Genomic DNA, 11172 nt, shown 5'->3' on the forward strand with positions numbered 1-11172 from the left:
GCTCCGGACCACCGGTCCGGAGCCGCTTCGCCGTGGGGCGGGGTCAGCCCTCGCGCAGCCAGTCCGCCACCCGCTCGCCGATCATGATCGAGGAGAGGTTGGTGTTGGCGCGCACCGTGCTCGGCATGATGGACGAGTCGGCCACGAACAGGTTCTCGGCGCCGTGCACCGCGCCCCGCGCGCCCACCACGGCGTCCGGGTCGGACGCCGGGCCCATCTTCACCGTGCCGACCGGGTGGTAGGCGCTCTCCAGGCTGGTCTTCACGAACTGCCGCACCATGTCGTCCTTGTCGATCATGGCGTCGCGCAGCACCACGAAACCCTGGCCGAGCTTCAGGATGTCGGGGTGGTGCGCCAGCTGCCACGCGGTGCGCACGCCGTCCACGAGGATGTCCATCTCCCGCTCGTCGTCGAGGAAGTTCAGCTCGATGACGGGCGCCGCGGCCGGGTCCGCGGCCGTCAGCCTGATCCGGCCGCGGGAGCCGGGGCGCTGCGACACCACCATGACGCCGAGGATCTCGGTGGCCCCGGCGAGCATCTGCAACTCCGGGAAGTGCGCCAGCGAGAAGTGGTTGACCATGTAGTACTGCAGGTCGTTGAACTCGCCCGAGACCGGCGAGGTGGTGCGCACGATCTGCTGGAGGAACGCCTCGGTCGGGTCGACCGCGCCGGGCTCCGGCACCAGGAACGCGCCGGTGCGCTGGTGGTCGACCAGGTTGCCGCCGACGCCCGGCAGGTCCGCCCGGACGTCGATGCCGAGCCGGCGCAGGTCCTCGGCGGGCCCGATGCCGGAGCGCAGCAGGATCGCCGGGGACGCGACCGCGCCGGCCGCCAGGATGATCCGGCGTCCCTCGACCAGCTCGTACGAGCCGCCCCGGGTGGACGCCGTCACGCCGATCGCCTTGACGCCGTCGAACACCACCCGGTCCACCGTGGTGAGCGCCCGGATCTCCAGGTTGGGCCGGCCCCGGACCAGCCGCAGGTACGTCGTGCCGGTGGTGGCCCGGCGCACCGCGTCGTGCCGGGTGGACGGGATCGAGCCGATGCCCGTCGCCTCGGGGTGGTTGTGGTCCTTGACCTCCGGGAAGCCGTGGTCGAGGGCGGCCTGGGTGAACGCCGTCTGCGCGGGCGACAGCTCCTCCGGCGCCCAGCGGCGGATCGGGTACGGCCCGCTCCCGCCGTGGAACTCGCTCTCGCCGAAGTCCTGGTCGTTCTCCAGCTTGCGGAAGTACGGCAGCACGTCCGCGTAGGACCACCCCGGGTTGCCCGCCGCGGCCCAGTCGTCGTAGTCCTCCGGGACGCCGCGCAGGCCGACCGTCGCGCCCACCGCCGAGGAGCCGCCCGCGAGCTTGCCGCGGGGGTAGCGAATGCGACGGCCGTCGTGGACGTCGGCCCGGAAGGTCCAGTCGTTGCCCTCGAACGACATCGACCTGCCGTAGAAGATCTCCTCCGGGAGGTCCTCGGGCTCGACGTAGTCCGGGCCGCCCTCCAGGAGCAGCACGCGCCGCGCGGGATCCTCGGTCAGCCGGGCCGCGAGCGCCGCACCGGCCGATCCGGCGCCGACGATGATGTCGTCATATTGAGCCGTCATAAGCAGTCCTCGAAGAATTGGGCGCTTCGGGCGCAGGGTCCTGCGTCCCGTCGCCGAGCGTCGCACCGGCCGCGATGACCTTGCTACTCACCCGTTGCCCGGCGTTCCCGGCACGGCGTTCGGCCCCGGCGCGGATGTGCTTGCGGCACAACGACTTCTCCGATCATGCCCACTTCGCCGCCGTTCGCACCACCGGCGCACCCGGTGAGCACGCTGGGAGTAGGCGGCCGATCCCCCGCGCCGCAACGATTTCACCCAGTCCGACCCGTCGCGGCGATCCGCGGCGGGACGAAGGGAGCGAACAATGTCGAGCCTCTGGGGTGCGCTCCGGCGCCGCGTCCTGACTCCCGACATCTCCGCGACGAAGCTGTCGGTGCGCGGCTTCCACTACAAGGACGACACCGCGCGGGAACTCCTCGAAACCGTGGGCCGGTCGTTCCTGCAGGGCTACGGGCACGCCGCCGAGTCCCGCACGCCGGACGAGGCGGAGCGCAACCTCGAACTCCTGCCGCACGACTTCCGCGGTTTCGCCTACGAGGGCGCCGGCATGGGCTTCGCGGTGCGCGACGCGCTGCCGTTCGGCCGCGGTGGCCGGGTGGGGCGGTTCCTCGAAGGCCGGGCCAAGGCCCACGACTACATGGTCATCGTGGGCGTCGGCTGGGCGATGGCCCGGGTGCCGCGGTCGCGGTGGTCCAAGCTCGGCCTGGACGACCCGCTGCTGCGCTGGCTCGCGCTCGACGGCTACGGGTTCCACCAGGCGTACTTCCACACCGGCAAGTACGTCCGGCAGCAGTACCGCGAGGCGGACTTCCCGTGGCCCGCCGACGGCCACGCCTGGTACTCCGCCCGCGGCATCGACCAGGGTATCGGCCGGGCGCTGTGGTTCGTCGGCGGCGCCGACCCGAAGGTCGTGGTGGACCTGGTCGAGTCGTTCGACGAAGAGCGCCACGCCGACCTGTACGCGGGCACCGGGCTCGCCGCCACCTACGCGGGCGGGCTGCCCGAGGACGAGCTGCGGTGGTACGCCGACCGGGTCGGCCGCTACCTGCCGAACGTCGCGCAGGGCAGCGCCTTCGCCGCCACCGCACGCGTGGACCAGGGCCTGGTCGTGCGCCACACCGGTGCCGCGACCCGGGTCTTCTGCGACCTGACGCCGGACGAGGCGGCGCGGCTGTGCCACGACACGCGCCCGCCGGCGGTGGCCGAACTCCCCGAACACCCCGGGATCCCCGCCTTCGAGGTGTGGCGCAGGCGCATCACCGCGGCGTTCACGACCGAAGCGGATGTGACGGCATGACCACGACCGACACGGCCGGTCCCCGGACCGTGCCGGGGCCGCCGCGCGGCGAGACCCTGAGCCTGCTGGCCAGGATGGCGCGCGACCGGCTCGCCGTGATGACGTCGGTGTCCCGGCAGTACGGCGACGCGGTGCGGCTGCGCCTGGGGCCCAAGTCGATGTACTTCTTCAACCACCCCGACCACGCGAAGCACGTGCTCGCCGACAACCCCGGGAACTTCGTCAAGGGCATCGGGCTCGTGCACGCCCGACGCGCGCTCGGCGACGGCCTGCTCACCAGCGAGGGCGAGCTGTGGAAGGCGCAGCGCAAGACGATCCAGCCGGTGTTCCAGGCCAAGCGGATCGCCGGCAAGGCCGACGTCATCGCGCAGGAGGCCGCGGGCCTGGTCGACAAGCTGCGCCGGCGCCGCGGCGGCGCGCCGGTCGACATCAGCGAGGAGATGACCGGGCTGACGCTGGGCGTGCTCGGCCGCGCCCTGCTCGACGCCGACCTCGGCGCGTTCGAGTCCATCGGGCACTCGTTCGAGGCGGTCCAGAACCAGGCGATGTTCGAGATGATGTCGCTGAGCACGGTGCCGCACTGGGTGCCGTTACCCGTGCAGCGGCGCTTCCACCGCGCGCGGGCCGACCTGGACCGCATCGTGGCGCGGCTGGCCGACGAGCGCCGCGCGAACCCGACGCCCGACGGCGACGACATCCTGTCCCGGCTGGTCGAGGCGACGCGGCGGGAACCCGACCCGGCCGTCGCCCACCAGCGGGTGCGCGACGAGATGGTGACCCTGCTGCTGGCCGGGCACGAGACCACGGCGAGCACGCTGAGCTGGACGTTCTACCTGGCCGACCGGCACCCCGAGGTGTGGGAGCGGATGCACGCCGAGGCCGTGGAGGTGCTGGGCGACCGGCTGCCGACGTTCCGCGACATCGCGCGGCTGAAGTACACGACCCAGGTGATCCAGGAGGTCATGCGGCTGTACCCGCCGGTGTGGATCCTGCCGCGGGTGACCCGCGAGGAGGACGTGATCGGCGGCTACCGCGTGCCGGCCGGCGCGGACGTGCTGATCTGTCCGTACACCCTGCACCGGCACCCCGCGTTCTGGGAGGAGCCGGACCGGTTCGACCCGGACCGCTTCTCGCCCGGCCGCTCGTCCGGGCGGTCCCGCTACGCCTACCTCCCGTTCGGCGCCGGTCCGCGCGTGTGCGTGGGCAGCGGCCTCGGCATGATGGAGGCGACCATCGTGGCCGCCAGCGTGGTGCGCGAGCTGCGGCTGTCCACGGCCCCGGGGTACGAGGTCCGCGGCGAGCCGATGCTGACGCTGCGCGTGCGCGGCGGGCTGCCGATGACCGTGCGGTCGGCCGCGTGAGCGGTCGCCGCGTCGGGCCGATCGGCGGACGCGCCGGGGCACGGCGTCACCGCGGGTGCGCGTCCCGGTGGTCGCCCCGGCTCCGGTCGGGCGAACCCGCCCGCGACGCCCCCGAACCCCGCGATCAGGCCACTACGCTGGTGCTCCTCCTTCCTTCCCCATCCCGACGTGCCTGCGGAGGAACCGATTCCGATGCGATCAATCGTCATGGCCGGTTTGCGCGGGCTGTCCACCGCGCAGGTGCGCCTGGTGCGCCCGGTGCGGTACGGGGCGGCCGGCGGGACGGTGGGCCGGGTCTACCGCGAGCTGGAGCGTGATTTCGGCGTGCTCGCGCCGCCGGTCGCGCTGCACGCGTCCTCACCGGACGTGCTGGCGGCGACCTGGCTGATGCTGCGCGAGACGCTGCTCGTCCCCGGCTCCGTGCCGCGGGAGCAGAAGGAGGCGGTGTCCACCGCCGTGTCCGAGTCGAACAACTGCCCGTTCTGCGTCACCATGCACTCCTCGATGCTGATCGACCTCGTCGGCTACCGGGGCGGTCACATCCCGGACCCCGCGGCGCGGGCCGTCGCGGAGTGGACGACGGCGAACGCGACGCCGGAGGGCGCGGCCGCGCACCCCGTGCCGTTCCCGGCCGCGCAGGCGCCGGAGATGGTCGGCACGGCCGTGACGTTGCAGTACCTCAACCGGATGGTGAACCTGTTCCTGGGCGAGCTGCCGCTGCCGCCCGGCTCGCCGGCCTCGTCCCTCGTGGTGGTGCGGCGGGTGCTGGTGTGGTTGATGAAGTCGGCCGAGCGCCGCGGCCCGCGGCCGGGGACGTCGCTGGACCTGCTGCCGGACAGCCCGTTGCCGGACGACATGGCGTGGGCGCGGGGCCACGACGCGATCGCCGGCGCGTTCGCCCGCGTCGCGGCCACCATCGAGGAGGCCGGCCGCCGTTCCGTCCCGGAGCGGGCGCGGGAGCTGGTGCTGGCGCACGTGAACCGGTGGGACGGCAAGCCGATGGGCATCAGCCGGGCGTGGGTGGAGGAGGCCGTCGCCGACCTGCCCGAGGACCAGCGCGGGGCCGGGCGGTTGGCGCTGCTGACGGCGCTGGCGTCCTACCAGGTCGACCAGTCCGTCGTGGACCGCTTCCGCGCGGAGCGGCCGGACGACCGGTCGCTCATCGACCTGACGTCGTGGTCCAGCCTGACCGCCGCGCGCCGGGTGGGCGGCTGGATGAGGTTCCGGGACCCCGCCCCTCCCGTGGCGCAGCCCGCGCACGAGTGACGGCCGGTCCCCGGGCCTCCGACAGCTCCGGTCCGCCAGGGCCGGAGCTGTCGCGCGCGCCGGTGCCGGGATCGGCGCGGTTCCGGGCGATCCGGACACGACCGGCGAGGCATCCCGTCTCGGGGAGCCGGCTCCATCGACCCGATCGTCGCCCGGCCGCCATCCTGCCTCAGGGCACCGGACCCGATACCGTCACCCGCTCGGGCAACCACCTCGCAGCACCGGCGAGCCGGCTCCACCGTCCCGGCGCGTCCGCCATTTCTCCCCCGGCGACGCGTGGCCGTCGGATTTCCCCGTGCGGGCAAGGGAAAGCCCCCGCGGTGCCCGGTGCGCACCGACGGGGGCTCCCGCTCAGCGGTGGGCCAGCTCGACCCCCGCCGAGCTGTGCGTGTCCAGCTCCGGCAGCGCGAGCAGGATCGGCAGGTCCAGCGTCCGGGTCGACCGGGTCTCGATGTCCGCCTCGGCGGTCAGCCCCGCCCGCACGGTGGCCGCCCCGGCCCCGCCGACGAACAGCGGACGCCGCTTGGACGGGTTCGGGTCGAGGTCGTCCACCGCGACCACGGCGGCCCGGAGGTGGAACTGCCCCTCCGGCAACGACTCCAGCCGGTACGGCCCCGCGCCGTCGCGGATGTCGCACGCCACCGGGACGCCCTGGGCGATCGGGTCCCGGAACGCGCCGACGTACACCCGCACCGGCGTGCGCGTCTCCGGCACGGCGACCCACCCGGCCACCGCGCCCGCCTGGCCGCCGCGGACGGGACCGGCGAACGGCGCGGGCGGCAGCACGCCACCCCGCGACAGCGCCCGGTACCGGGCGGGCGGCACGCCGACGCTGCGGGTGAAGCGGCTGGTGAACGTGCCGAGGCTGTTGTAGCCCACCATGTACGAGATCTCGGTGACGCTCAACGACGTCTCCAGCAGGAGCTGCTTGGCCTTGGTGAGCCGGATCGCGGTGAGGAACCGGCCGGGAGAGGTCCCGGTCAGCGTCCGGAAGACCCGCGAGAAGTAGAACTTGCTCAGGATCGCGGTGTCCGCCATGTCGGCCAGTGAGAGCGGCTCGTGGTACCGGCTCCACATCGTGTCGATCGCACGCTCTACCGCAGACTGCACGACAGTCCCTCCATTCCCCTCGTCGGCGCGGTCGCGTCGGCCGGCCGTCACACCCGTCCCCGCGCCCGGAACTCGTCCGCGATGCGGCGGCGCCACACCTCGTAGGCGGGGACGTCGCCGTCGACCGGGCCGGTCGGCCGGTTGCGGGCGCTCACCTCCGACGCCTCCGCCACCGGCAGGCCGCAGAACACGTCGGTCGCCAGCTCGTTGTGCGGCACGACGAGCCCGGCCTTGACCCGCGCGGTCGCGGCGAACGCGCTCGCCTGGGCCACGAACGGCCGGTGCTCCCCCGCCCGGTCCCACAGCAGCTCCAGCTCGCGCCGCTCGACGCCGCCGGCGTAGGTGGCGGCCAGGCCCGCGCCGCTGTAGAGGTCGCAGTGCCGCTCCCGCGGGAACTTGTCGATCAGGTTGGCCACCACCTCGGGGTCCGTGCCGCCGACGAACCACAGCGCGCGGCCGATCCCCTGGTCGATCGCCCGGTCGGCGTACCAGGCGGGTCCTTCGGCGGGCCACGGGAACGACGGTTCCCGGTAGTGCTCGTGCACGTACTCGTCCGGGTGGAAGTACGCCTGATGGAACCCGAAGCCGTCGTGCACGAGCCAGCGGATCAGGTCGTCGGTCACGTTCGCGGTCACGGCGGGCCAGCGGAACCGCGGCACCCGCGCCAACGCCCACCCCACGCCGACGTAGACCATGTAGTCGTGCGACCGGGCGCGCCCGGTGAGGAATTCGGCGACGCTGCGGCGGCTGCCCAGCGGCAGGCCGTCGCGGACCGCGAAACCCATCGCCGCGCCCTCGTAGGCGAAGCCGCGGAACCGGACCGGCACCTCCTCCAGCAGGGGCTCGACGTCCAGCGGCCGCCGCGACGCCGCCGCGTGCCCGTACCCGGTCAGGAACACCCGGCCGACCGTTTCGAGCAGTTCGGTCGCCTCGGGCGTCTTCTCGTGGAAACCGCGCACCGAGGGTTTCGTCTCCGACATCGACGGCGTCAGCACGCGGCGCCGCAGCGACCGGTACAGGTTGGCCATGGTGCTCTCCCATCGGTATCCGGTCGCCGCGGGCGGCGGTTCGTCCGAGAATCCACCGCGGGTCCGACCCGGTCTACTCCACCCTTGCGCCGGGCCCGCGCGATCGAGGTCTACCGGCGCGCGGAGCCGACCGCCACCGGAACCCTCGCCCGGTCGCGCATCCGCACGGTCACCCGCAGGTGCTCCCCCGGGCCCACCGCGACCACGTGGCTCACCCCGCCCGCGAACAGCGGGGCGGGGCCGCCGCGGCGCACCGCGACCGCGACGCACCGGGCGGACGTGGCGCCGACCACCAGCTCGTGCTCCAGCGGACCCTCGACCAGCGTGCTGGGCACGGCCGGGCTGCACGGGATCAGGTCGTCGATGATCCCGACGGCGATCTCGGACGCCTCGGCCACCGCCGGCACCTCCAGCGTGCCGACCAGCGACCCGCTGCCGCCGAACCGGGGCAGCGGCACCGCGTCGAACAGCGGCGAGCCGGTCTCCAGCGGGTTGTCGTGGTCGGGCGGGGCGGCGGCCGCGAGCAGCCCGCTGACCTCCGGGTTGCGGTACTGGGTGGGCGAGAGGCCCACCGCCCGGGTGAACCTGGTGGTGAACGTGCCGACGCTGCTGTACCCGATCGTGGCGACGACGTCGGCGACGTTCATCCACGTGGTCAGCAGCAGGCGTTTGGCCTCGAATAATCGGACGGCGGTCAGGTACCGGCCCGGCGGCACGCCCACGGCCGCGTGGAACAGGCGGGAGAAGTGGAACGGGCTGACCAGCGCGGCACCTGCGACATCGCGCAGCGTGAGAGGTTCGTAGTAGTTGGTGCGCATCATCGTGATGGCACGCTGGACGGCATCGTGCACGGTCTTTCCTCTCGCCCTTGGCGGACGAATTGTCCGACGCGGCACCGGGCGCGAGCGAACACGTCGGATCGACGTTCGCCCGCCATGGGAAAAATTCCGCTCCGGTGCGACACGGAACCATCCGGCCGCTTTTGGTGGATCCGGCCGGTCCGGTTGACCGGCGCATACCCACCACCCCAGTTGGCTTTTGTGCGCGGCCCCCACAACCCCGCACCGGGAAAGACGCTATCAGGGCGCACGACTGCCCGTAATTGCCCGGAACGAGGACAGCAATCTGCGAGACGACCATCCGACGGGCGGACTAGCCGCTTCTGCCGTCCGGGTGTGTCGCCCCGGCGGGGCGGAACGCGGCGCGCCGGCGATGTCGCTGTTCACGGCCACGTCGCCGGGTGCGCGCGCCGGATCGCGCCCGCCGGGCCCGGTGTGGCCCTGCCACGGTCGTCCGGGGCTCGGCGCGGTTTCGACGTGACGTTTTCCGCAACGGCCGCAGGGTGCCATATTCCTCCGACCCGGATACGCGGCGAACCGGTTCCGCGCTGCTCGACCGGCCTTTTCGAACGTCACCGCGCAGCTCGCGGGGGAACCGCGACAGGGGGGCGCGATCAGCGGAACCGGGGTCGACAAGATCCCGGCCGCAAGCGTCGCCGGCCCGTGTTGTCCGGGCGCGATTGTCCGCCCGTCGGCCCAGGGCGACCCGGCCGACGGGAAGCGCGCGAACCGTTGTTCTCGGCGTCGACCGCGCCCGCTGTGCCATTCGCGCGGAGCCGGGCGCGGGGGAAGACACGAACCGCGGCTCAGGCGCGGCACGGTGCCCGGCGCGGTGGCCTCCTCGCGCCGACACCCGTCGTCGCCCGCTCGACGGCACGGGGAAGGCACGAGCGGCACGAACCTCGGCCCGTTCCCGCGGCGCGGGCGCGGCACGGTGGCCTCCTTGACCACCGAGGCCGTCGCGGCGACGCTGCCGGCCCTGGTGGAGCCGGGCGACGCGCTGGCACCCGCTCGACGGCACGGGGGAAGGCGCGGCCGACCGCGACGTCGGCGGCCGTGGCCGCCTCGGTCTGGGGGGTGGGTCCGCCGCGCCTTCCGGGGACGAACCGGGCTTCCCCGGTTCGTGGCACCCGTCGTCCGCGCTACGCCTCGTTCGCCACCGGCACCGCGGGCGCGCTCGCGCTCCGGGTCGCCCGCGACCGCAGGCCGAGCCAGACGAACAGGATGCTGGCGGCCGTGACGATCACGTTCACCACGAGCGCCAGGTGGATGCCGCGCAACTCCTCCGCCTGGCTCGCCGCGATGGCGGTCAGGATCGGGATGCCGACCGTGATGCCGACCTGCTGCGTCATCGACGTGAGGCCGGTCGCCAGGCCCTGCTCGTCGTCGGGCAGGCCGGAGGTGCCGGTCACCGTGTAGGCCACGATGGACGAGACGTGGCCGAAGAAGCTGACGAACAGCGCGGGGATCAGGATGGCCAGGCCCCAGCGCTCGGCGCCCACGAAGATCAGCGGGAGGGTGGAGACGCCCTGCACGGCCATCCCGCCCACCAGCACCTTGCGGTAGCCGTGCCGGCCGATGAGCCGACCGGCGATCGGACCCGCCAGCACCGCGGCGAGACCGGGCACGCCGAAGATCAGACCGGTCACGAACGGGTTGAGGTCCAGGACGTTCTGCAGGTACAGCGTCATCATGAAGATCATCGCCGTCTCCATGGAGAACACCGCCAGACCGGCGTAGTTGCCCCACAGCACGTTCGGCCGCCGCAGGGTGCGGATCGGCGTGAGCGGCGCGGAGGCGCGCAGCTCGATCAGCCAGAACGCGGCCAGCAGCACGACGCCGATGACGGCGGCGACGACGTTCTTCTCGATGATCGCGTAGACGACGGCCAGCAGGCCGCCGGTCACGGTGATCGCGCCCGGCACGTCCAGCTTGACCCGCTCGGGCACGCGGCTCTCCGCGATCACGAACGGCGTGGCGACCAGGATCAGCACCGTCACCGGGATGTTGATCAGGAACGCGGCCCGCCAGCTGAGCAGGCTGATCAGCGTGCCGCCGACCAGCGCGCCGATGGTGAAGCCGCCGGAGAGCAGCGCGCCGTTGAGGCCCAGGGCGCGGTCGCGGATCGCGCCCTCCGCGAACGTGGTGGTCAGCAGGGACAGCGCCGCCGGGAGCGCCATCGCGGTGGCGAGGCCCTGCAACGCGCGCCCGGCCAGCAGCGTCTCGGGGTTGCCCGCGAGGCCGCCGAGCAGCGAGGCGCCGGTCAGCACGACCATGCTGACGAGGAACAGCCTGCGTCGGCCGAACAGGTCGGCGAACCGGCCGAACAGCAGCGCGAAGCCCGCGGAGGGCAGCGCGTAGGCGGCGGTGATCCAGGGGTACTCGGCCAGCTCCATGCCGACGCCCGCGCCGGTCTGCGGCAGCGCGACGTTGAGGATCGAGAAGTCGACGGACACCATGAACCCGGCGCCGAGCAGGATCAGCAGGATGAGCCGCTGCTTGCCGCTGAACCGCGGCGGCGAGGATGTGTCGGCAGTCAAGGGACAGTCCTTTTCTGTTGCGCGAACCCGTTGATTAACCATCGACTCGTCGCCGGACCGACTGACGCCCTGTCGACGACGTCGTGCCACGAAAAATGGCGTCACGGAACCCCGTCCGATGAGGGGCGGGGGACACCCCT

Annotated in this window: 8 protein-coding genes; 3 read left to right on the plus strand and 5 right to left on the minus strand. The window is 73.2% G+C overall.

Going from position 1 to position 11172, the window contains the following annotated elements; genetic code table 11:
* Window positions 1-43: 43 nt before the first annotated feature.
* Entirely contained in the window at window positions 44-1591 is a 1548-nt protein-coding gene (locus tag ACFXGA_RS32160) for a GMC family oxidoreductase (protein ID WP_378094467.1), read from the minus strand.
* 304 nt (window positions 1592-1895) lie between these two features.
* Here ACFXGA_RS32160 and ACFXGA_RS32165 point away from each other — a divergent pair, with 304 nt between their 5' ends.
* The 3 genes from ACFXGA_RS32165 (at window position 1896) to ACFXGA_RS32175 (ending at window position 5515) form a co-directional block, all read left to right on the plus strand.
* On the plus strand, window positions 1896-2888 hold the full coding sequence (locus ACFXGA_RS32165; protein WP_378094469.1) for a DUF1702 family protein: 993 nt from the start codon (window positions 1896-1898) through the stop codon (window positions 2886-2888).
* Window positions 2885-4249 carry a cytochrome P450 gene (locus ACFXGA_RS32170; RefSeq protein WP_378094471.1) on the plus strand — a complete coding sequence of 455 codons (1365 nt, stop codon included), beginning with the start codon at window positions 2885-2887 and terminating at the stop codon, window positions 4247-4249. The genes ACFXGA_RS32165 and ACFXGA_RS32170 overlap by 4 nt, the downstream gene beginning before the upstream one ends.
* A 192-nt stretch (window positions 4250-4441) precedes the next feature.
* Window positions 4442-5515, plus strand: coding sequence for a carboxymuconolactone decarboxylase family protein (locus ACFXGA_RS32175; RefSeq protein ID WP_378094473.1), 1074 nt, complete (start codon window positions 4442-4444; stop codon window positions 5513-5515).
* Between the two features lie 351 nt (window positions 5516-5866).
* On the opposite strand, the gene ACFXGA_RS32180 is transcribed toward ACFXGA_RS32175, so the two are convergent.
* The 4 genes from ACFXGA_RS32180 to ACFXGA_RS32195 all read right to left on the minus strand — a co-directional run bounded on the left by ACFXGA_RS32180 (window position 5867) and on the right by ACFXGA_RS32195 (window position 11032).
* Window positions 5867-6625: a helix-turn-helix transcriptional regulator gene (locus ACFXGA_RS32180; protein ID WP_378094475.1), complete on the minus strand. Its 759-nt coding sequence runs from the start codon at window positions 6623-6625 to the stop codon at window positions 5867-5869.
* A 47-nt stretch (window positions 6626-6672) separates the two neighbouring features.
* Window positions 6673-7653: a DUF1702 family protein gene (locus tag ACFXGA_RS32185; RefSeq protein WP_378094477.1), complete on the minus strand. Its 981-nt coding sequence runs from the start codon at window positions 7651-7653 to the stop codon at window positions 6673-6675.
* Between the two features lie 110 nt (window positions 7654-7763).
* The gene (locus ACFXGA_RS32190; protein WP_378094478.1) at window positions 7764-8504 is read right to left on the minus strand and encodes a helix-turn-helix transcriptional regulator; all 741 of its coding nucleotides are present in this window, start codon (window positions 8502-8504) and stop codon (window positions 7764-7766) included.
* A gap of 1130 nt (window positions 8505-9634) precedes the next feature.
* A complete protein-coding gene (locus tag ACFXGA_RS32195) occupies window positions 9635-11032 on the minus strand; it encodes an MFS transporter (protein WP_378094480.1) in 1398 nt (465 codons plus the stop codon).
* Window positions 11033-11172: the final 140 nt, after the last annotated feature.

This window comes from Actinosynnema sp. NPDC059335 (genome assembly GCF_042752395.1).
Lineage (GTDB): Bacteria > Actinomycetota > Actinomycetes > Mycobacteriales > Pseudonocardiaceae > Actinosynnema.

Bases quoted from the DNA above. Each gene is read 5' to 3' on its own strand.
- ACFXGA_RS32160 (WP_378094467.1), bottom strand. From the start codon at position 1,591: ATGACGGCTCAATATGACGACATCATCGTCGGCGCCGGATCGGCCGGT.
- ACFXGA_RS32165 (WP_378094469.1), top strand. From the start codon at position 1,896: ATGTCGAGCCTCTGGGGTGCGCTCCGGCGCCGCGTCCTGACTCCCGAC.
- ACFXGA_RS32170 (WP_378094471.1), top strand. From the start codon at position 2,885: ATGACCACGACCGACACGGCCGGTCCCCGGACCGTGCCGGGGCCGCCG.
- ACFXGA_RS32175 (WP_378094473.1), top strand. From the start codon at position 4,442: ATGCGATCAATCGTCATGGCCGGTTTGCGCGGGCTGTCCACCGCGCAG.
- ACFXGA_RS32185 (WP_378094477.1), bottom strand. From the start codon at position 7,653: ATGGCCAACCTGTACCGGTCGCTGCGGCGCCGCGTGCTGACGCCGTCG.